Below are 21,007 nucleotides of genomic sequence, written 5' to 3'. Positions count from 1 at the left end.
GCTCCCTCGCCACGGAGGATCGGTTCAAAGTCGCATTATTTGTCCTGAAACTCCGCCGCGCGTTTGGCCACGAACGCCGCCATGCCTTCTTTCTGATCCAGCGTGGCGAACGCCGCATGGAATACCCGGCGTTCAAAACGCACGCCCTCGGACAGGCTGACTTCGAAGGCGCGGTTGACGCTCTCTTTGACCATCATGCTGATGGGCACCGATTTGGAGGCGATCAAGGCCGCGGTTTTCAGGGCTTCGTCCAGCAACTCGTCAGCTGGAACGATGCGCGCCACGATGCCGCAGCGCTCGGCTTCCACCGCGTCGATGAAGCGCCCGGTCAGGCACATTTCCATGGCCTTGGCCTTGCCCACCGCACGGGTCAGGCGTTGGGTGCCACCCATGCCCGGCAGCACGCCGAGATTGATTTCCGGCTGACCGAACCTGGCGTTGTCACCGGCCAGGATGAAGTCGCACATCAGGGCCAGTTCGCAGCCGCCGCCCAAGGCAAAACCGTTCACCGCCGCGATGATCGGCTTGCGGCGATTGGCAACCCGGTCGCTGTCGCTGAACAGATCGTCCAGGTAGATCTGCGGATAGGTCAGTTCGGCCATCTCCTTGATATCGGCGCCGGCGGCAAAGGCTTTTTTCGAGCCGGTCAGGACGATGCAGCCGATCTTCGGATCCGCCTCCAGGCGGTCCAGTGCCTGGTTCAGCTCGCTGACGATCTGCGCATTCAGGGCGTTCAGCGCCTGGGGACGGTTGAGAGTGATCAGGCCAACACGGTCCTTGATCTCCAATAAAATCGTTTCGTAGCTCATGCGGGACTCCTGTTCAAAGGTTGCGCGAAATGACCATGCGCTGAATGTCGCTGGTGCCTTCGTAGATCTGACAGACCCGCACGTCGCGGTAGATGCGCTCCAGCGGGAAATCGTTGAGGTAACCGTAGCCACCGAGGGTTTGCAGGGCCGTGGAGCAGACCTTCTCGGCCATTTCCGAGGCGAACAGCTTGGCCATGGACGCTTCTACCAACGCCGGCTGGCCGGCATCGCGCAGCGCGGCGGCGTAGTGCACCATCTGCCGCGCCACGGCGATCTGGGTCGCCATGTCGGCCAGGCGGAACGCCACCGCCTGATGCTCGATGATCGGCTTGCCGAAGCTCTGGCGCTCACGGGCATAGTCGCGAGCGGCTTCGAACGCCGCGCGGGCCATGCCCACCGACTGCGCCGCGATGCCGACTCGCCCGCCTTCGAGGTTCGCCAGGGCGATCCTGTAGCCGTCACCCTCCTCCCCGAGGCGATTGGCCACCGGCACCTTCAGGTCCTCGAAAAGGATCTGGCAGGTATCGGAAGCATGCTGGCCGAGTTTGTCCTCGACCCGCGCTACGCTGTAGCCCGGCGAATCGGTGGGCACAATGAACGCACTGATGCCACGCTTGCCGGCGCTTGGGTCGGTGACAGCAAACACGATCACCACCCCGGCGTTCTGCCCGGACGTGATGAACTGTTTGCAACCGTTGAGCACGTAATGGTCGCCCTCCAGCCGCGCCCGCGTCTTCAGGCTGCTGGCGTCGGAGCCAGCCTGGGGCTCGGTCAGGGCGAAAGCGCCGAGCATCGCGCCACTGGCCAGCGGCGTGAGGAACCGGGCCTTTTGCTCGTCGGTGCCGAATTTGAGTATCGGCACGCAGCCCACCGAGTTGTGCACGCTCATGATGGTCGAGCAGGCACCGTCGCCGGCAGCGATTTCCTCCAGGGTCATCGCATAGGCCAGGTAACCCGTGTCACAGCCGCCCCACTGCTCCGGCACCAGCATGCCGAAAAAGCCCAGTTCGGCCATTTCAGCGATGGCCTCCTTGGGGAAGCGGTGCTCACGGTCCCATTCGGCGGCGAACGGCTTCAGGCGCTCCTGGGCGAATTGCCGGGCCATGTCGCGGATCTGGGTCTGTTCTTCAGTCGCAAGCATTGTGATTCCTCAGTACAGGCATTCGACGGCCATGGCGGTGGCTTCGCCGCCGCCGATGCAGATCGCCGCGACGCCGCGCTTGAGGCCTTTCTGGCGCAGGGCCGAGAGCAGCGTCACGAGGATTCGCGCGCCGGATGCGCCGATCGGGTGGCCCAGGGCACAGGCGCCGCCGTGGACGTTCACCTTGTCCTGGGGGATTTCCAGCTTGTCCATGGTCACCAGGCCGACCACGGCGAAAGCTTCGTTGACTTCGAACAGATCGACGTCGCCCAGCGACCAGCCGGTCTTGCTCATCAGTTTTTTCACCGCACCAATCGGTGCCGTGGGAAACATGCCCGGGGCGTCGGCGAACGCGGCGTGGCCGTGAATCACCGCCAGCGGTTTCAGACCGCGCTGCTGCGCCTGGCTCTGGCGCATCAGTACCAGGGCGGCGGCGCCATCGGAAATCGAGCTGGCGTTGGCCGCCGTCACCGTACCACCGTCGCGGAACGCCGGCTTGAGTGTGGCGATCTTGTCGATCCGCGCCTTGGGCGGCTGCTCGTCGTGACGGATGGTGACCTGTTCCTTGCCGACCATGACCTGCACCGGCACGATCTCGGCGTCAAAGCTGCCGTCCTTGATCGCCTGCTGGGCACGGGTGGTGGACGCGATGGCGAAGGCATCCTGGGCCTCACGGCTATAGCCGTTGGTCTCGGCGCAGTCTTCGGCGAAAGTGCCCATCAGGCGGCCCTTGTCGTAGGCGTCTTCGAGGCCGTCGAGGAACATATGGTCGAGCACCTTGCCATGGCCCATGCGCAAGCCGCTGCGGGCACGATCGAGCAGGTACGGCGCGTTGGACATGCTTTCCATTCCGCCAGCCACCACCACTTCGGCGCTGCCCGCGACGAGCATGTCGTGGGCGAGGATTGCCGCTTCCATGCCTGAACCGCACATCTTGTTGAGCGTGGTGCAGCGGGTCGATTTATCGAGCCCGGCGCCCAGCGCCGCTTGGCGTGCCGGCGCCTGGCCCTGCCCTGCGGCAAGCACACAACCGAACAGCACCTCTTCAACCGCCTGTGGCGAAACGCCGGCCCGCTCTACGGCGGCCTTGATGGCGGCGGCACCCAGCTGCGGCGCGCTGAGGCTTTTCAGTTCGCCCTGGAAGCCGCCCATCGGGGTGCGGACGGCGCTGACAATGACAATCGGATCGTTGGACATGACAAATCCTCCTATTTGGCGGCCATGCGCAAGGCACCGTCGAGACGGATCACCTCGCCGTTGAGCATGCTGTTTTCAATGATATGCCGGACCAGCGCGGCGTACTCGGCGGGTTTGCCCAGGCGCGGCGGGAACGGCACGCCGGCGGCCAGGGAGTCACGTACTTCCGGCGTCATGCCGGCCATCATCGGGGTTTCGAAGATCCCTGGAGCGATGGTCATTACGCGGATACCGAAGCGCGCCAGTTCACGGGCGGCTGGCAGCGTCAGGCTGGCAATCGCGCCCTTGGACGCCGCGTAGGCAGCTTGGCCGATCTGACCGTCGAAGGCCGCTACCGAGGCGGTATTGATGATCACGCCGCGTTCGCCGTCGGCGTTGGCCTCGGTTTCGGCAATGGCCGCTGCAGCCAGGCGCAGCAGGTTGAAGCTGCCGATCAGGTTGACGTTGATCACCTGGCTGAAGCTTTCGAGTGCGTGCGGGCCGTTCTTGCCGAGGATCTTCTCGCCGCGCACGATGCCGGCGCAATTGACCAGACCGTTCAAGCCACCGAACGCGTCCACCGTGGCCTTGACTGCCGCTTCGGCGGCCGCTTCGTTACTGATGTCGGCGACCACGCTCCGGCAACCGAGCTTTTGCGCCTGGGCGGCCACCGCATCGGCGTTGAGGTCGACCAGCATCACCTTGGCGCCGGCCTTGACGAGCATTTCGCCGGTGGCCGCGCCGAGGCCGGAAGCACCGCCGCTGACGAGAAAAATCTTGTTGTCGATCTGCATCATGGTTTCCTTGGATTCAAGCTGAAACGTTCTGCGCCAAGGCCTCTTGAGCCTTGGCGATCTCCTGGTTGCGCAAGATAAAGCGCTGCAACTTGCCGCTGGGGGTCTTCGGCAAGTCGCTGACAAATTCGATTTCACGGGGGTACGCATGGGCCGCCAGGCGCTTGCGCACATGCTGGCGCAATTCTTCGGCCAGCTCCGGCGCTGCGCGGTACTGAGCGCTGAGCACCACAAAAGCTTTTACCAGCTCGGTGCGCTCAGGGTCGGGTTTGCCGATGACCGCGGCTTCCACCACGGCCGGATGCTCGATCAGCGCGCTTTCCACGTCGAACGGGCCAACGCGATAGCCGGACGTGGTGATCACGTCATCGCTGCGGCCGACGAAGCTGATGCTGCCGTCGGGGTTGGATTCGACGGTATCGCCACTCAAGTAATAATCGCCGACGAACGCCTTGGTCGGCCCGCCTTCGTAACCGGCGAACCAGCACATCGGCGACTGGCTGCGATCGACGGCAAGAATGCCTGGCTGCCCTACCCCCAACTCCCGTTGATTTTCATCCAGCACCACGATGCGGTGGCCCGGCGAGGCAAAACCGGCCGCGCCCAAATGCACCGGGTGGTCGAGGCCGTGGTGGTTGCACAGCACCATGCCCAGCTCGGTCTGGCCGTAATGGTCATGGATCACCACGTTCAGGTTGTCGGCAAACCAGCGGATCACTTCCGGGTTCAGCGGCTCGCCGGCGCTGCTGACAATGCGCAGCTTGCCGTTGATCGACCGAGCGAACTGCTCGCCGCCAGCAATCAACAGACGATAGGCCGTCGGTGAGCCCGCCAGGTTGCTGATGGCGTATTTGTTGATCACCCGGCAGGTGCTTTCCAACGTGAAGGGACCATCGTAGAAGGTGATCGGATGCCCCAGCGCCAGAGGCCCGGTCACGCCGAAATAGATGCCATAGGCCCAGCCCGGGTCAGCGACGTTCCAGAACGCGTCTTCGGGGCGCAAGTCCACGGCGTCACGCATGTAGCTCTGGAACGCGACGATGGCCTTGAGCGGAACCGACAGCGCCTTGGCCGGCCCGGTGGTGCCGGAGGTGAACATCAGCAGGAACGGATCTTCGCCGGTCAGCATCAGCGGTTCGCACTGGTCGGAATGGTTGGCCAGTTCGGCCCAGAAACTGTAGTCGCCGCGGACGATGCCCTGGCCCTTCGCCCCGCCGACCGTAACGATGGTGGGGCACCCGAGCACTTCGTTGAGCTTGGGCCGGTTGCTGGCGTCGGTGACCACCACACGCGCGCCGGAGCTGCCGAGGCGGTGCTCGATGGCCTTGGGTCCGAATGCGGTGAACAGGGGCTGGTAAACCGCGCCGATACGCCAGGTGGCGAGCACCACGATCAGCAGCTCGGCGTTGCGCGGCAGCAGGCCGGCGACCTTGTCACCCTTGCCAACACCTTGGGCGCGCAGGAAGTTGGCGAAACGCGCCGCGTTGTCCTGCAGGTCACGGTAAGTCCACGTCGCATCGCTGCCGTCACGCCCCTCCCAGAACAAGGCAATGCGCCCCGGCAAGGCATGCCGGTCGCAACATTCCACGCAGGCGTTGAGCGCCTCGAGCGAACCGTGCAAAGCGGCATTGGCGGTGTGCAGGTAATCGAACTGCGACGTGGCGGACGAATAATCGCGCATGACCAGAATCCCTCTGTACTTTTTATTGGTGGGGGAACCGTGAATAGCAGGGAAATACTCGCGCCGAAGGGGCTGCGGGGCAATGGTCAAAGCTTTCAAGTTGCTTGACTGGTTTGGCCATGGTTTTTGTTGAAGGAATCGGTTGTTTGTAAGGCCGCCATCGCGAGCAAGCTCGCTCCCACAGGTTTTGTAAACGACACTCCCCTGTGGGAGCGAGCTTGCTCGCGATGGCAATAGCCCAGTCAACAACAAATCCGGATCAGTCAGCCTCGTTGAGAATCAGGCTGCGATAGTGCCCGGGATTGGACCCGGACCACTTGCGAAACGCCTTGTAGAACGAGCTGGCATCGGCAAAACCCAGCCGCGCGGCGATTTCGACGAAGCTGATGGAGGGCTCGGCCAGCCAGGCGATCGCCAGTTCCTTGCGCACACTGTCTTTCAGGCCCTGGTAAGTCTGGCCCTCATCCGCCAGGCGGCGGCGCAGGGTCGATGCGGAAACGCAGAGTTGTTGAGCCAGGGCCTCGGTTTCCGGCCACTGCTCGGCGGGCAGCTGGCGCAGATCATGGCGGATACGGCTGGCGAGGCTTTGCGGGTCGCGGTATTTCACCAGGATGTTCGCCGGGGCCTGGGCCAGGAAGCGCTTGAGCTCCTCCGGACTGCGGCGGATGGGCAGGTCCAGGCAGTCGGCGGAGAAGATCATCCGCGTACGGGGCCGGTCGAAGCGCAGGTTCTGCGAGAACATCACGCGATAGTCGTCGCAGAAATCCGGCGCCGGGCAACGCAACTCGACGGACAGGATTGGAATGCGCCGCCCGGCGAGCCAGCAGGCCACGCCATGGACGATCATCCAATAGGTGAAATAGGTAAAGGCCCGGCGCGGGTCCTGGTCGTCTTCGAGCAGGACGATTTCCGCCAGGCTTTGCTGGCGAACCCACTGCGCCGGCAGGTGTTCAAGCATCAAGGAGAGGAAACCCAGCCCCGCCGTCAACCCGGTCGCCAACGTCGGCTGGGCCATGGCGCACTGGCACAGGAAGGCCAGGCTGCCGGACTTTAGCTTGCGCGGGTCCATGCCGAAGAACTCGTCATCCAGCCGCCTTGCCAGCAGGCGCCAGAGTCGCGCATAGGCGTGGGCCGGCACGCGCGCCTGGGGCTCGTCGAGCCATGCGGGGTCGATACCGACCTTGCTCAGGACTTCTTCGGTGGCGGCTCCAGGGGCGCAGCTTTGCAGCAGCGCCTCGCGCACCAGCTGGATGGAGATGGTGTCTTTTTCCGACATGGCGCGGCGGTTCACAGGATCCGGTAAAGCAGTCGCTCTATTCGCACCCGGCTGACCCGTTTCAGGAACTTGCTCACCGCGGCGGGATAGTCCGGCAGGGTCTCCAGGTCCAGGTAGCGTTCGATCCGCCGGGTGTGTTGATAGATCCGCTCCAGCTCAGCCTGCCGCGGCCCCAGCAACTCCCCTTTGGGATCGTCGAGCAACAGGGCGTTTTCCAGATCCAGGCGAAACGCCCGCGGGTTGAGGTTGTTGCCGGTGAGCAAGGTGTAGCGCTCGTCGACCCACATGCCTTTGAGGTGGTAGGTGTTATCGCCGTCGCGCCACAAACGCATGTTCAACTGGCCGCTGTCGATGTAGCGCTGATGCCGCTTGGCGAAGCGGCGCAGGCTGATCTCGTACAGATAGGGCAACGCCGCAATGATCTTGAACGGCTCGCTGGGCGGTATATAAAAATCGTTGGCGGTCTTGTCGCCGACGATGATGTCGATCCGTACCCCGCGCGCCAGGGCACGGTTGATGTCCCGGGTCACGGCCAGCGGCAGGTTGAAATAGGGCGTGCAGATGGTCAGTTGCTGACGGCTGCTGGCGATCAGCTCGCTGATCACCTTGCTCAGCGGATTATTCTTGCCGACGCCCAGCAGCGGGCTCACCGACAGGCCGTCCTTGTCGAGGCTGCCAGCCGTGGTGTCATAGGTTGCATATTTGAGGCGGCTGCGCAGGTCGCCGATGTCCTTGCGCAAGCTGCGGGTGCTGGGCAGGTTCGGCAGGTCAAGGCGATGCACCGCCCTGGATGCGATCAGGCCATGTTGCACCAGATGATGCATCGAATCGGCCAGCGCGCTGTTCTGCAGCAGGTGATATCGGTCGTAGCGGTATTTGTCGAACTTGTGCAGGTAGACGTTGTTCAGGCTCGCGCCGCTGTAGAGCACACAATCATCGATCACAAAGCCTTTCAAGTGCAGCACGCCGAACAGCTCGCGAGTCTGCACCGGCACGCCGTAGATCGGCACTTCGCTGTCATGGACGCGGGTCTGCTGCTGGTACCACGCCGAGTTGCCCGGCTGCTTCTTGGCGCCGATCAGGCCGCGCTGGGCCCGTAGCCAGTCCACCACCACGGCGATGTCCAGCTCGGGGCGCGCGGCTTTGGCGGCATGCAAGGCGTCAAGGATTTCCTGGCCAGCCTCGTCCTCTTGCAAGTAGAGCGCGACGATGTAGATGCGCTGGGTCGCCTGGGCAATTTTCTCCAGCAGGCAACGGCGAAACTCGGCGGCGCCGTCGAGGATGGTCACAGCCTCGGCGGTGAGTGGAAAGCTGCGCAGCTTGGGCAGCAGGGAGCGTTTGAAAAGCGACGGCATAGGGCTCGCAAAAGGTCGAATCCGAAGAACGGATGAGCTTACACCATGACGCGCGGGTTTGGGCCTCCCCTTCGCGACGAAAAAACATTTGACCAAGGAGAACGATCGTTCTACTGTTCGATCCATGAACGAAATCACTAGCAATGAAACACGCGACATCATCCTCGATGTCGCCGAAAAGTTGATCTACAAAAGTGGCATCGCCGCGACCGGCATGGATCTCCTGGTGAAAACCGCCGGCGTCTCGAGGAAAAGCATCTACCGCTACTTCGCCAACAAGGAGGACCTGGTTGTCGCCGCCCTCAAGCGCCGCGATGAACGCTGGATGCACTGGTTCTGCAGCGAAGTGGACAAGGCGCCGACGCCGCTCGCGCGGTTGCTGAACCTGTTTCCGGTGCTCAAGGGCTGGTTCGACAGCGAAGGTTTTCGCGGTTGCGCCTTCATCAATACCAGCGGCGAAACCGGTGACCCGCAGGACCCGGTCCGCCAGGTGGCAAAGATGCATAAACAGAAGCTGCTCGACTATGTAACCCGCCTGTGCAGCGATCAAGGCATCGAGCAACCGCAAGTGCTGGCGGGGAAGCTGCTTATCCTGATCGATGGGGCCATCACCGTTGCACTGGTCATGGGCGATCACAATGCAGCCGATCAGGCACAGCACGTTCTGAAAACCCTGCTGGCTATCGAATAAGCAACACGCGTATCGCAAGACCGTCGTTGAGACAGACTGCCGTTGAGACAGACAATAGTGCAATTCATCATTCATTTATCGGGAGCTTAACCATGTCGTCCTCTGCTGAAGTTCGCCCGCCGCTGCCGCCGTTCACACGTGAAACAGCGATCGAGAAAGTTCGCCTGGCCGAAGACGGCTGGAACTCTCGCGATCCGCAGAAGGTATCGCTGGCCTACACCCTCGACACCCAGTGGCGTAACCGCGCCGAGTTCGTCCATAGCCGGGAAGAAGCCAAGGCCTTCCTGGCCCGCAAATGGGCCAAGGAGCTGGACTACCGGCTGATCAAGGAACTCTGGACGTTCACCGACAACCGCATCGCCGTGCGTTATGCCTATGAATGGCACGACGACTCAGGCAACTGGTTCCGCTCCTACGGCAACGAAAACTGGGAGTTCGACGAGAACGGCTTGATGTGCAATCGCTACGCCTGCATCAACGACCTGCCGATCAAGGAAAGCGAGCGTAAATTCCATTGGCCGCTGGGTCGTCGTCCGAATGATCATCCGGGGCTGTCCGAATTGGGCCTGTAACACAAGCCCCTGTGGGAGCGAGCTTGCTCGCGATGGGATGGCACAGTCGATATTTCCGTTGGCTGACCCACCGCTATCGCGAGCAAGCTCGCTCCCACATTGGCAAATGGTGTGTCAGTCGTGGCCGCGATCCAGCAGGAATTCCAGCAACGTTACCGCGCAGGCCTCGATACTTCCTTCCAGAATCAGCTCGTAACCGTGGGTGTTTTCAGTCGGAATGGCGATGCAGCCACCCTGGGCCGACACGCCGCTGCTCATGATTGCGCTGGCGTCACTGGCAAAATCCACCAGCAGCGCGAACTGAGGCGTCAACCCGCGACGTTTGCCGGCCTGGTACAGCTGGTCGACGATCTCGCGGTTGTAGCAACCGTTTTTATCGCCAGTGTTGATGATCGGATCGACGCTCAGTCGGGTAGCGTACTCGGAAATGATCGGGCCCACCTCAACCGCTACCGTGGCATCCCCCGGCAGATGGCTGGCGGCATAAAGCGCTCCGGCATTGGACTCTTCCTCTTGTGTGGTGAAGACGAAATAGACGTCGTTTGCCAGTTCTTCGCGGCGCTCAGCCAATAACCTTGCGGCTTGCAGTGTCGCGACCATCGGCGCGCGGTCGTCGAGGAAATGCGCCGCGATGGCATCGCCGACCCGGAACGGACGTCGCCAATGCTGGCTCAGCACTACCCGGGTACCGGGCCGCACTCCGTGCGTTTGCAGCTGCTCACCGGAGCACCGGGTGATCACATGGACATCGCCCCAATTGACGTTCCCCGACAGCACATCGGCGCCCTGATGGGTTTCACCGGTGCTGTGCATCGATCCGAACGACAGTACGCCGGGAATGAAATCCCGGTCGCCGAGAATGTCCACCGGGCACACCCCGAAATTGATCGGATTGGCGCCGCCCAGGGCCACCACGCGCAATGTGCCGTCCGGCTCGATGCGTTTGACCAGCATGGCGATTTCGTCCAGGTGCGCCATGATCCGGATGGGCTGGTTCGCCTCGCCGCTCGGGTGTGTGCCCTTGATCAGGCCGATGACATTACCGGCCGGGTCGACCCGGGTCTCGTCGCAATGCGGCCGCAGTTCCCGCAGGCAGATGTCGCGCACTTCATGCTCCTGCCCGCCGGGCCCACGGGCCATCAGCAATTCTTCCAGCAGCGGTAAGGTGGACGGATCGGGTTGCATACGATGGGTTCTCCTTTTTCCAGGAGCGGCCCAGCTATCGGAGCGAGCCGCGACGTGTTTGTCTTCTTGAGCCCGCGCGGTGCTGAAAAATTTGATCGGATTGCGGCAAAACAGACGAGCGGCCCCTATCCGGACGCGGACAAGCGGCCCCTGTGGAGGGTTGACCAGCGCGCCGCGAGGCATCACATTGCCGGGGTCGTCCCTACGCCCAAAGGCGGTTTTGTTGTGTCGCAGAACTTGTGGAGCCCATGACCGCGTCGATGCCGATCCGTCCCCCCTGCCCGCCCGGCGTCTGTGATTGCGGGCGTGATGCGTTGCTGCAAACGCCAGGCAGCGATTTGCGCATCCTTTGCCTGAATCGCCAGGAAGAAAAACGCCTGCTTGAGCGACTGGAAAACATCCAGAGCCTGGACGAGCTTGAACGCTTGCAGCAGCGGCTGTATGAAAACCTCGGCGTACGGGTAACCATCGAGCCGGGTTACAACGAAGTGCGGACCATGCGCGGCATTGCTATCGAATTCCAGGACCAGCCAGGCCTGTGCCGCAAGATCCGCCAGTCGATTCCGGCGGCGATTCGTCGGGGGTTGGAGAAACGGCCTGAAATCGCCTGGCGGCTGCTGGATGCCCACGACCTGTTTCGCGACGGCTGACATTGCCTTTTTAAAAGGCCAATGCATCCCCCTGGCGACCTGAATATTATGGCCGCCCAAGATCCCTGTGGGAGCGAGCCTGCTCGCGAAAGCGGTAGCACATTCAATGAAGATGTTGAACGTGCCGGCCTCTTCGCGAGCAGGCTCGCTCCCACAGTTGGATTGGGCGACCAGAATTTCATGGCTGATCGCTCCCACAGGATAAACAGCAACTCCGGTCAGAAATCGACAGTCGCCGACACCAGGTAAGTGCGCGGCGTCGCCAGGGTCAGCCCCGGCTCGCTGTCGTCCGAAGCCCCGGCCGAACTCCAATAGCGCTTGTCCGCCACGTTCTCGATATTGGCGCGCAAGGTGATGTGCTTGTCATCGACCTTGAAGGCATACCGCGCACCGACGTCGAACCGCTCCCAGGAATCGATTTCCTTGGTGTTGGACGGGTCCAGGTATTGCGAGCTGGAATAGATGCCGCGGCTGGTCAGGGTCAACCCCTGCACAGTCGGCACGTCCCATTCGGCACCCAGGTTGACGTTGTACTCCGGTGTCGCCGGCGCGCGGTTGCCGTCAAACGCTGGGTTGGTGGTATCGGTCAGTTCGCTGTCGATGTACATCACGCCACCGAGCAGGCGCAATCCCTTGACCGGTTCACCGAATACGCTGATTTCCGCGCCGGTGTTCTCGCGCTTGCCGTTCGGGCCGAAGACGTTGGTCGTGGCGTCGGTGGCATAGGCCGGTTGCTTGATCCGGAACACCGCGGCGGTAACGGCCAGCGCGCCGGCATCGTACTTGGCCCCGACCTCGACCTGGCGGCTGATAAACGGCGGGAAGATTTCATCGCTGTTGTCCGAGGACGTCGGCGCGATCTTGCCCTGGCTCAAGCCTTCCATGTAGTTGGCATAGAGGGACAGCTTGTCGGTGGCCTTGAACAGGATGCCGCCCGACGGCGAGACTTTTTCCTCGTCATAGGCGGTGGGACCCTTGACCCCATCGGACCAGTCGTCAACTTCCACCCGCTGCCAGCGGGCGCCCAGGGTCAGCAGCAGGCGGTCATCGAAGAAACCCAGGGTGTCGGACAGCGCCACGCCGCTGAAGTGGTTCTCGGTGTAGACCTTCGGGTCCGGCCGTGTGGGGGTGTTCGGCGTCGGTGTCGGCACCGGGTCATAGAGGTTGCTGCGCCCGTTGGCATAACGGGCGCCGCCGTTCTCGAAATCCATGTAGAAATAACTGGCCGCCAGGTTCAGCTCATGGCTCACCGGGCCGGTTTGGAACCAGTTGCGCACCCCGCCATTGGCCGTCCGCACATTCTCGTCCCGGGTAAAGTCGCGGGGCGACACGGTGAAATCGCCAGCCGCATTAGTGACCGACACGTTGTGCCGCAGAAAGTCGTGGTTGCTTTTACGCGCCCCGACACCGCCGTAGAGCATGACCGAATCGCTGGCGTCGAATTCGCCGTTCACAGCGCCGAAGGTGTCCTCGGTACGCGCCTTGCTCCAATGCTGCGCGTAATTGCGTCGCACATCGCTGGCGTGCGGCACCGGCGCGGCGGCGCCGACCTGGACGCGCTCCTGCGGTGCGTCGGTGTCACGCTCGGTGTGGCCTATATCGGTAGAAAGACGCAGGCGCTCGCCACGAAAGTCCAGGCCCAGCACGGCCATCTGGCGATCCACGCGCTGATGATCCCAGTCGGTGTCGCCGGCCTGCTTGACGCCGTTGAAACGCACACCGAACTGGTTGTCCTCGCCAAAACGACGGCCGACATCCACGGCAGCGCCGGGCTGGCTGTCGGAGGCATAGCTGCCGGTCAGGGATGTGATCGGCTTATCGGTGGCCCGCTTGGGCACTATGTTGATCCCGCCGCCGACGCTGCCTCGCGGCGAGATCCCGTTGATCAGTTGGGTCGGGCCCTTGAGGATGTCGACACGATCGGCCATCTCCATGTCGATTGTATAAGTCGGCAGCACGCCATAAAGGCCGTTGTAGGCCACGTCACTGTTGAACAGGCTCAAGCCACGAATGGTGAATTGCTCATAGCGCCCGCCCGCCGGGTTGGTGGCGCGCACCGAGGGGTCGCTGGCGACCAGGTCACCGAGGGTCCGGGCTTGCAGATTCTTGACCGTCTCCCCCGTGTAGGTGGTCATGCTGAACGGCGTTTCCATGAAGTCACGGGAGCCGAGCAAGCCCTGGGATCCACGCCGTGCCACCTGCCCCCCTGCGTAGGGATCGCCTTGCGTCGCGCCGGTGGCGCCGAAAATCGAGGTCGGCGCCAGTTGCAGGCTGCTGCCTTGCGCCGCAGGAGTGAGCATGTAGGCCTGTTCCCCTACTGGCTGCAGCTGCAGGCCAGAACCCTGCAGCAGCCGGGCAAAGCCCTCCTCCACGCCAAACTCGCCAGCGAGCCCGGCACTGTTGCGACCGCTCACCAGGGCCGGGTCCACCGAGAGGTTGACGCCAGCCTGGCCGGCGAACCGGGTCAGCGCGGCGCCGAGGCTGCCGGCGGGAACCTGATAGCTGCGCCGGGCGCTTTCCTCGGCCTGGCTGGGCGAGATGAAAAACGCACCGGAGCTCAGGCTCAGCATGAGGCTCAGGTTCAGCAACGGGCGCCAGCCAGCAAGGGCCGGACGAAAACGTAAAGATACTGCTGCGGGCATTGGAGCAACTCTCGTTTTTTGTTCAGTTGCCTTGAATGACAAGCGAGACAAAAAAAGGGGACAGGCTTCAGGCGATATTTTTTCGCGGCGTCAAGGTGACCCAATAGCGGGTACGCATGTGCACCTCAAGCGGCAGGCTGGCCGAGAGCAGCGCGAGGATCCGGTCGGTGTTTTCCAGGCGGAAGCTGCCGGTGACGCGGAGCGCTTCCAGCCCTTCGTCCCAGCGCAACACGCCGGGGCGATAGCGGTCCAGCTCCCGAAGGAAATCCCCCAGCGGCTGGTTCTGCGCCACGAGCACGCCTTCACGCCAGCCCATCTGCCCGGCGTCGAACGTGCTGGTCGCAGCCGCGCCAGTGGCACTTAGGTTGACCTGTTGGCCTTCTTCGAGCCTCAGCGCTTGCCCTTGCGCAGGCTGCAGTTGCACCGCGCCGCTGACTACCGAAACCCGGCAGCTGCGTTGATCAAGGCGAATACAGACTTCGCCTCGGCCGACGCTCACCTCACCGTAGGGCAGCTGGACCGCCAAGGGGACGTCGACGACTTTCAGGGCGATCTCGCCGTGCAGCAGCATCAGGCGGCGCGCCCCAAGGTCAAGGTCCACAGCGCTGTCGGTGTTCAACTGCAAAACGTTGCCACCGGCCAGCGTCCACCGACGGCGTTCCCCGGTGGCGGTGTGCAGGTCGGCGCGCCAGGCCTCCAGCGGCAGTTCACGTCCCAGCAACCACGCGGTCGGTACCAGCGCGGCGACACCCAACGCGCGCTTGAGTACGCTGCGACGGGCCAGTGCGGGACGATCCAGGGTGGCCAGGCCCAACGATGACGGCACCTCGGCAAACCGCTGGCGCAGGCGCTGGGCTTTCTGCCAGGCCGCTTCATGCTCGGCCTTGCTTTCGCGCCAGCGCTGCAACGCGCCATGATCGAATTCATCGGCGCCTGACTCGATCAGCGCCAGCCAGCGGGCCGCCGCCCGGGCGACTTCACGGGCATCGGCCGACGGAGCCTGGCGCATCAGAAGTCCACCAACAGGCAATATTCGTAGGCCTGGGCCATATAACGCTTCACGGTGCGTTCGGAGACTTGCAGGCGCTCGGCGATCTCGCGATAACCGAGGCCTTCGAGCTGGCTCCACAGGAACGCCCGACGCACCATCGGCGGCAGGCCATCGAGCAACTCGTCCAGGGCCTGCAGGGTTTCCAGCAGCAGCCACCGCTGCTCTGGAGACGGCACGCATTCGGCGGGGAGGCTGGCCAACGCGTCGAGATAAGCCTGTTCCAGATGGCGGCGCGTGTAGAAATTGCTCAACAAGCGCTTGCCCACCGTCAACAGGTAGGCGCGCGGTTCATGCAGGTCCGCCAGCGACTGGGCGCTGGACAGTACGCGCAGGAACGTATCCTGGCGCAGGTCGGCGGCATCCCAGGCATTGCCCATGCGCCGTCGCAGCCAGCCTTCCAGCCAACCGCCATGGTCACGGTATAACGCGTCGAGGGCGTGCTCCGCCGGCTTAGCTGCATCAAGCATGTGAAGTGGCCCTGGGCAAGAATGTCTTAAATGAGACTGATTCTAATTAATGTTCCCAGGTGAATCCAAGGCTTTAATTCATCGACGGTCAAAACGTCTGGCGAAGCAGGCGCCCTTGGACACCCAGGGCGCGCCGTATATTGCCTGCCGTCAGTGGCTGGCCTGCAGGGTCTTCGGTACTTCCGGCATGGCCGACGAGTGATGGTTGATGATTTTCCACTGGCCGTCGAGTCGCTCGTAAAGGAAGGTATAGCGCGCCTGCACTTCCCGCTTGGAACCGTCGGCCTGGGTCAGCGTAAAGGTATAGACTCCGCTGTCCATCGCCGCGTCAGGCCCCAGGTGACGGATTTCCCGGTAGTTGATCACCCCGACCGGCTTGGCCGCCAGGAAGTGCACGAAATAGTCCTGGATCTGCGCCGGGGTACTGCGCACCTTGTTGGAGACGGTCGGTTGCAGAATCGCATCCGGGGCGTACAGGCTGGTGACCGCGACGGCGCTGCCGGTCTTCAACGCAGCGTTCCAGCGGTCGAACAGCCCGGCGATTTCACGGTCGTTGACGTTCTGCGGCTGCTCGGCCACGGTGCTGTAGACAAACGGCGTGGTCTCCAGCGCTTGGGCAAGGGGTGCGCCCAGCAGGAGAAAAGCGGCAATGGCACAGGTTTTCATTTTCATCGTAGCGTTCCTTTGGGTTTCAATGAGCCCACTGTGCCGGCCTTCGCGAGCCTCGCCATCGGCCAACCGGTGCCGATCGCCTATGCCATTCGGCAGATAGGCCGGGTGTCGATCACAGGGTTTAATGAAACCATCACCAACCGCGCCGGTTTCCCCTTCCACGCTGGAGTTCCCCATGCAAAGCCCACCCCATGACCCTGGCAGCGCCTTGGCGATCCGCACCCAGTACCGCCAGTCGCAAAGCCGGGCGGCGCGCCTGGGCCTGTTGTTGGGCACCGGGCACGAACTGACCCGCTTGCCGTTGGCGCAGATGCGCCAACGCGCGGTGGAACGTGCGTGCGCGTTCGTCGCCATGGATCACGGTCTGTTGCTGGAATGGAACGCTGACAGCCTGTTGCAGACCGTCGCCAGCCACGGCAGCGGCGAGCGCCTCGAGCTGCTCGCCGAGCTGGCCCAACCGCCCTCGCCCGCTTCGCAGTGGATGGATCGCCCCGGCACGCCGTTGCCGCAGATCCTGCGGATCCCTCTGCGCGGGTCCGACGGCGTTGCGTTCGGCGCGCTGCTATTAGGCAACAGCGTGCCCTTGGGCGCCCCTGACAATGAAGACATCGAATCGCTGCAATTGCTGGCCACGCTGTTGGCGGCGCACCTGGAGAACAGCCGCCTGCTGCAAACGCTCCAGGCCCGCGAGCGGACCATGTCCGAGCTGGTCCATCGATTGTTCAGCGCCCAAGAGGACGAGCGCAAGCGCGTCGCCTACGACCTGCACGATGGCCTCGCGCAGAACCTCGCTGGATTGCATCAACGCCTCCAGGGCTTCGCCGGTCGCTGCCCGCCTTTACCGGCGGCGCTGGCCGATGAACTGCGGGGCATTCTCGAACTGGCCCAGGGCTGCGTCGGCGAAGGTCGGCAACTGATCGGCGGCCTGCGTCCGCATGTCCTCGACGATTTCGGCTTGTACAAAGCCGTCGACAAGGAGGCCGATCGTCTGCGTGACGCCGGGCTCCGGGTCGATTGGGTCGAGCACAGCATCGCGCGCCTGCCGGGCAATACCGAGATTGCGCTGTTTCGCATCGCCCAGGAAGGCATCAACAACATTCTCAAGCACGCCCAGGCCAATCAGGTTTCCCTCGGGCTGGCGCTGCGAGACGGCCAGGCTTGGCTGCGGGTCGAGGACGATGGCTGCGGCTTCGCCCTGGAACAACCCATCGAGACCAATGGCACCCGCCACCTCGGCCTGGCCGCCATGCAGGAGCGCGCGAGCCTGCTGGGCGGCCAACTGGACTGTCGTAGCGCACCCGCCCGCGGCACTCGATTGCTGGCCAGCGTGCCGTTGCCAGCCCACGGAGCACAGCCATGAGTCGTCCCTTGCGCCTGATGTTGGCCGATGATCACGAAGTGACCCGCACCGGGTTCATTTCCATGCTCGCCGGTACCGAAGGGTTCGAAGTCGTCGGCCAGGCCTGCGACGGCCAGGAAGCGCTCGACCTGTGCGAGCGGCTACAGCCGGACATCGCCATCCTCGATATCCGCATGCCCGTACTCAACGGCCTCGGCGCGGCGCGCATCCTGCAACAACGCCAGCCGCAGATCAAAGTGATGATCTTCACCATGGACGACAGCCCCGACCACCTCGAAGCGGCCATCGGTGCGGGTGCCGTCGGCTATCTGCTCAAGGATGCCAGCCGCGAGGAAATGCTCCAGGCCCTCAGGCGGGTCGCCCAGGGAGAAGAGGCACTGAACAGTTCGGTCAGCGCCCGCCTGTTGCGCCGCATGGCCGAACGCAGCGCCAACGGTGCAACGCCCGTCCAGGCCCTGACCGCGCGCGAACGCCAGGTACTCGGGCTGGTGGCCGGTGGGTTCAGTAATCGCGAGATCGGCGAAAAGCTCGGCATCGCCCCCGGCACGGCCAAAGCGCATGTGGAGCGGGTCATCGGCAAGCTCGGCGCCGCCGACCGGACCCAGGCGGCGGTGCGCGGCGTTGCCCTGGGCCTGGTGGCGCAACCCAGCGGACAATGGCCATGAGGTTTCTGGCCGCCCGGAGATGGGCCGACTTGCCGTTGCGGGGCAAGGCGCTGGTGGTGATCTCGCTGCCGTTGGTGGTCCTGCTGCTGTCGCTGGTGCTGATCTACATCACCGAACGCCAGACGGCCCGTGCCGAAGAGGATGTGCGCCGGGTGCTGCTGGTCCAGGGCGACATCCAGGCCGTGCACACATTGCTGGCCGAGGCCGCGGCCAGCGTGCGCGGTTACCTGCTGACCCGGCGTGAAGATTTCCTGCCCGGCTACGAACAGGCCACCCCGAGGATCCAGGCTGCATTGCAACGCCTGGATCACAATATCCGTGACGCGAGGATGCGCGAGCACCTCAAGACCATTACCCCGCTAATTACCGAAAAGCTTGCCGGGTTGCAGGCGTTGCGCACCGGCAAGGCCGACGACACCGCGGCCATCACCGCGATCCTGATCGAAAACAAACAGGTGCTCGACGTACTGCGCGAGCAGATCAGCGCCATGCGCATCCGCGAGGATGCCCTGCTCGCCGACCGCAGCGCCGCCGCGTCGGCCACGCGCATGCGGCTGCTGTTCGCGACGTTGCTGGCGGCGGTGTGCGGGCTGTTCGGGGCGATCGTCGCGGTGCTGTTCCTGTCCAAGGGCATTGTCGCCCGGGTCCAGCAGGTGCAAGGCAACGCCCAGCGCCTGGCGCTGGGCCAGCCATTGTTGCCGCAACCGCCGGAGAAAGACGAAATCGGCCAGTTGGGCACTCGCCTGGTGGAAGCCGGGCAGTTGCTCGCCGAACGCGAGCGCGCCCTGCGCGATAACGAGGAACGCCTGCGGCTGATCATCGATGGCGTCAAGGACTACGGCATTTTTGCCCTCGACGCCAAGGGCCATGTGATCACCTGGAATGCCGGGGCCGAGCGGATCAAGGGCTATACCGAACAGGAGGTACTCGGCCGGCATTTCTCGCTGTTCTACCTGGCCGAAGAGTGCCCGGCCCACCCCGAAATGGCCCTGCGCGAGGCCACCCGTGACGGCCATTACATGGAAGAAGGCTGGCGTTGCCGCAAGGACGGCAGTCGCTTCTGGGCCAGCGTGGTCATCACCACTCAATACGACAGCACCGGCGCGCTGCGTGGCTTTTCCAAGATCACCCGCGACATCACCGACCGGCGCACCGCTGAAATCGCCCTGCGTACCGCCCGCGAGGAAGCGGAAAGCGCGAGCCGGGCCAAGAGCGAATTTCTTTCGCGCATGAGTCATGAGTTGCGCACGCCGCTGAACGCCATCCTCGGCTTCGCGCAATTGCTAGACATGGACTCGGTCGCCGGCCAGCGCCCGCAGGTCAGCCACATCCTGCGCGCCGGCCAGCATTTGCTCGCGTTGATCAACGAAGTGCTCGACATCGCCCGGATCGAAGCCGGCCGGCTGCCCCTGAACATCGAGCCAATCGCCCTGCCGACCGTGCTGCACGAAGCCTTGACGCTGGTGTCGCCGATGGCCGCGGATTCAGGAATTCATCTGGCCGCCCTGCCCGCGCTGCCCGAAGGCAGTGGCGTGCTTGCCGATCGCCAGCGCCTGGTCCAGGTGCTGCTCAACCTGCTCTCCAATGCCATCAAGTACAACCGGCCCGGCGGCGAGGTGCGTATCGAAGTGAGCGTCGAGGGCCAACAGGTGGGCATTGCCGTCAGCGACACCGGGCACGGCATCGCCCCCGAACAGTTGGACCAGTTGTTCAAGCCGTTCGAACGCCTCGGCGCCGACCCGCAGGTCGAAGGCACGGGCCTGGGACTGTCCCTGAGCAAAAGCTTGCTGGAGATGATGCAGGGTAGCCTTCAGGTACTTAGCGAACCGGGACAAGGCTGCTGCTTCACCTTGCGTTTGCCTGCTGCCCAGGTGTCCGGCGCCCAGCTGCCGCCATTGGCGGCGTTGGAAACCACCCGCCCGCGCACCGAGTTCGACGGCAAGGTCCTGTGCATCGAAGACAACCTGTCGAGCCTCGCCTTGATCGAAACCCTGATGCAGCGTCGCCCGGGCATCCAGCTGCTATCAAGCATGCAAGGCCAGTTGGGCCTGGACCTGGCGCGCCAGCACGCGCCGCAGTTGATCCTGCTGGACGTGACATTGCCGGACCTGGAGGGGCTGGAAGTCCTGCGTCGCTTGCGCCAGTCTGCAGCGACCGCGTCCACGCCCGTGCTGATGATCACCGCGGATGCCAGCGACCTCACTCACCGCGCCCTGCGCGAGGCCGGCGCCACGGCGATCCTGACCAAGCCCATTCATATCCAGGCCTTCCTCGGCCACCTTGAACGTTATTTACCGGAGTCCGCATGAATCGCGATCTGCGCATCCTGATTATCGACGATCAGCGCCCCAACCTTGAGTTGATGGAACAGCTGCTGGCCCGTGAAGGGCTGCACAACGTGCTGAGCAGCACCGAGCCGTTGCGCACACTCGACCTGTTCAACAGTTTTGAGCCGGACCTGGTCATCCTCGACCTGCACATGCCGGCCTTCGACGGGTTTGCCGTGCTGGAGCAGCTCAACCGGCGCATCCCGGCCAATGACTACCTGCCGATCCTGGTACTGACCGCCGACGCCACCCGCGACACCCGCCTGCGGGCCCTGGCATTAGGCGCCCGGGACTTCATCAGCAAGCCCCTCGACGCCCTGGAAACCATGCTGCGGGTCTGGAATCTGCTGGAAACCCGAGCCCTGTACAAATCGCTGCGTACATTGATTCCCGCCGAGCAGATCGAATTGTTGCGCCAGCATCGAGGGACGTCTGACCAGCGCATCGAGCCGTCAGCGTAGCGTGGCGTAATCGCGGCTATTAATCCGCGTTG

At 63.6% G+C, this 21,007-nt stretch carries 19 protein-coding genes; 7 read left to right on the top strand and 12 right to left on the bottom strand.

From position 1 onward, the window contains the following. Nucleotides 1–35: 35 nt before the first annotated feature. From J3P96_RS13315 to pssA, 7 genes are all read right to left on the bottom strand, one after another. Complete coding sequence (locus J3P96_RS13315) at nucleotides 36–809, bottom strand: enoyl-CoA hydratase (protein ID WP_434657836.1); 774 nt, start codon at nucleotides 807–809, stop codon at nucleotides 36–38. Nucleotides 810–822: 13 nt separating this feature from the next. Next, nucleotides 823–1,950: an acyl-CoA dehydrogenase gene (locus J3P96_RS13310; RefSeq protein WP_434657833.1), complete on the bottom strand. Its 1,128-nt coding sequence runs from the start codon at nucleotides 1,948–1,950 to the stop codon at nucleotides 823–825. Nucleotides 1,951–1,959: 9 nt separating this feature from the next. Beyond that, entirely contained in the window at nucleotides 1,960–3,147 is a 1,188-nt protein-coding gene (locus J3P96_RS13305; protein ID WP_434657831.1) for an acetyl-CoA C-acyltransferase, read from the bottom strand. Nucleotides 3,148–3,158: 11 nt separating this feature from the next. Next, nucleotides 3,159–3,920 (bottom strand): SDR family NAD(P)-dependent oxidoreductase, encoded by a 762-nt coding sequence (locus J3P96_RS13300; protein ID WP_434658166.1) that lies wholly within the window; start codon nucleotides 3,918–3,920, stop codon nucleotides 3,159–3,161. A gap of 16 nt (nucleotides 3,921–3,936) precedes the next feature. Next, entirely contained in the window at nucleotides 3,937–5,601 is a 1,665-nt protein-coding gene (locus J3P96_RS13295; RefSeq protein ID WP_434657828.1) for an AMP-binding protein, read from the bottom strand. A gap of 259 nt (nucleotides 5,602–5,860) precedes the next feature. Then, nucleotides 5,861–6,877, bottom strand: a complete 1,017-nt coding sequence (locus J3P96_RS13290) for an AraC family transcriptional regulator (protein ID WP_434568361.1) — start codon at nucleotides 6,875–6,877, stop codon at nucleotides 5,861–5,863. An 11-nt stretch (nucleotides 6,878–6,888) separates the two neighbouring features. Continuing rightward, nucleotides 6,889–8,232, bottom strand: coding sequence for a CDP-diacylglycerol--serine O-phosphatidyltransferase (gene pssA / locus J3P96_RS13285; protein WP_434657824.1), 1,344 nt, complete (start codon nucleotides 8,230–8,232; stop codon nucleotides 6,889–6,891). A gap of 124 nt (nucleotides 8,233–8,356) precedes the next feature. Between pssA and J3P96_RS13280 the strand changes: the two genes are divergently transcribed. Both J3P96_RS13280 and J3P96_RS13275 read left to right on the top strand, forming a co-directional pair. Continuing rightward, nucleotides 8,357–8,923 (top strand): TetR/AcrR family transcriptional regulator, encoded by a 567-nt coding sequence (locus tag J3P96_RS13280; protein ID WP_434657821.1) that lies wholly within the window; start codon nucleotides 8,357–8,359, stop codon nucleotides 8,921–8,923. 92 nt (nucleotides 8,924–9,015) lie between these two features. Beyond that, nucleotides 9,016–9,495: a DUF1348 family protein gene (locus tag J3P96_RS13275; protein WP_434657818.1), complete on the top strand. Its 480-nt coding sequence runs from the start codon at nucleotides 9,016–9,018 to the stop codon at nucleotides 9,493–9,495. Between the two features lie 114 nt (nucleotides 9,496–9,609). Here the strand turns inward: J3P96_RS13275 and J3P96_RS13270 are convergent, their stop codons facing one another. Then, nucleotides 9,610–10,680 (bottom strand): M42 family metallopeptidase, encoded by a 1,071-nt coding sequence (locus J3P96_RS13270; protein WP_434657816.1) that lies wholly within the window; start codon nucleotides 10,678–10,680, stop codon nucleotides 9,610–9,612. A 248-nt stretch (nucleotides 10,681–10,928) separates the two neighbouring features. On the opposite strand from J3P96_RS13270, the gene J3P96_RS13265 reads away from it, so the two are divergent. Next, nucleotides 10,929–11,330, top strand: a complete 402-nt coding sequence (locus tag J3P96_RS13265) for a hypothetical protein (RefSeq protein ID WP_434657814.1) — start codon at nucleotides 10,929–10,931, stop codon at nucleotides 11,328–11,330. A 218-nt stretch (nucleotides 11,331–11,548) separates the two neighbouring features. On the opposite strand, the gene J3P96_RS13260 is transcribed toward J3P96_RS13265, so the two are convergent. From J3P96_RS13260 to J3P96_RS13245, 4 genes are all read right to left on the bottom strand, one after another. Continuing rightward, the gene (locus tag J3P96_RS13260; protein ID WP_434657811.1) at nucleotides 11,549–13,972 is read right to left on the bottom strand and encodes a TonB-dependent siderophore receptor; all 2,424 of its coding nucleotides are present in this window, start codon (nucleotides 13,970–13,972) and stop codon (nucleotides 11,549–11,551) included. Between the two features lie 67 nt (nucleotides 13,973–14,039). Continuing rightward, nucleotides 14,040–14,981: a FecR domain-containing protein gene (locus J3P96_RS13255; RefSeq protein WP_434657808.1), complete on the bottom strand. Its 942-nt coding sequence runs from the start codon at nucleotides 14,979–14,981 to the stop codon at nucleotides 14,040–14,042. Next, a complete protein-coding gene (locus J3P96_RS13250; RefSeq protein ID WP_434657805.1) occupies nucleotides 14,981–15,490 on the bottom strand; it encodes a sigma-70 family RNA polymerase sigma factor in 510 nt (169 codons plus the stop codon). Before J3P96_RS13250 ends, J3P96_RS13255 begins: the two co-directional genes overlap by 1 nt. 150 nt (nucleotides 15,491–15,640) lie before the next feature. Beyond that, nucleotides 15,641–16,162, bottom strand: coding sequence for an SgcJ/EcaC family oxidoreductase (locus J3P96_RS13245; RefSeq protein ID WP_305500949.1), 522 nt, complete (start codon nucleotides 16,160–16,162; stop codon nucleotides 15,641–15,643). A gap of 175 nt (nucleotides 16,163–16,337) precedes the next feature. Between J3P96_RS13245 and J3P96_RS13240 the strand changes: the two genes are divergently transcribed. Genes J3P96_RS13240 through J3P96_RS13225 form a run of 4 tightly spaced genes read left to right on the top strand, consistent with a single transcriptional unit; the run spans nucleotide 16,338 to nucleotide 20,975 of the window. Continuing rightward, entirely contained in the window at nucleotides 16,338–17,522 is a 1,185-nt protein-coding gene (locus tag J3P96_RS13240; RefSeq protein ID WP_434657802.1) for a sensor histidine kinase, read from the top strand. After that, nucleotides 17,519–18,187, top strand: coding sequence for a response regulator (locus tag J3P96_RS13235; RefSeq protein WP_434657799.1), 669 nt, complete (start codon nucleotides 17,519–17,521; stop codon nucleotides 18,185–18,187). The genes J3P96_RS13240 and J3P96_RS13235 overlap by 4 nt, the downstream gene beginning before the upstream one ends. Further along, on the top strand, nucleotides 18,184–20,496 hold the full coding sequence (locus J3P96_RS13230; protein WP_434657796.1) for an ATP-binding protein: 2,313 nt from the start codon (nucleotides 18,184–18,186) through the stop codon (nucleotides 20,494–20,496). The genes J3P96_RS13235 and J3P96_RS13230 overlap by 4 nt, the downstream gene beginning before the upstream one ends. After that, on the top strand, nucleotides 20,493–20,975 hold the full coding sequence (locus tag J3P96_RS13225; protein ID WP_434657793.1) for a response regulator: 483 nt from the start codon (nucleotides 20,493–20,495) through the stop codon (nucleotides 20,973–20,975). Before J3P96_RS13230 ends, J3P96_RS13225 begins: the two co-directional genes overlap by 4 nt. Nucleotides 20,976–21,007: the final 32 nt, after the last annotated feature.

Origin of the sequence: Pseudomonas sp. R3-56 (genome assembly GCF_051132075.1) — a bacterium.
In the GTDB taxonomy this organism is placed as follows: Bacteria; Pseudomonadota; Gammaproteobacteria; order Pseudomonadales; family Pseudomonadaceae; genus Aquipseudomonas.
The sequence above is the reverse complement of the archived record's forward strand: the minus strand, read 5'-3'. Positions and strand labels throughout refer to the sequence as shown.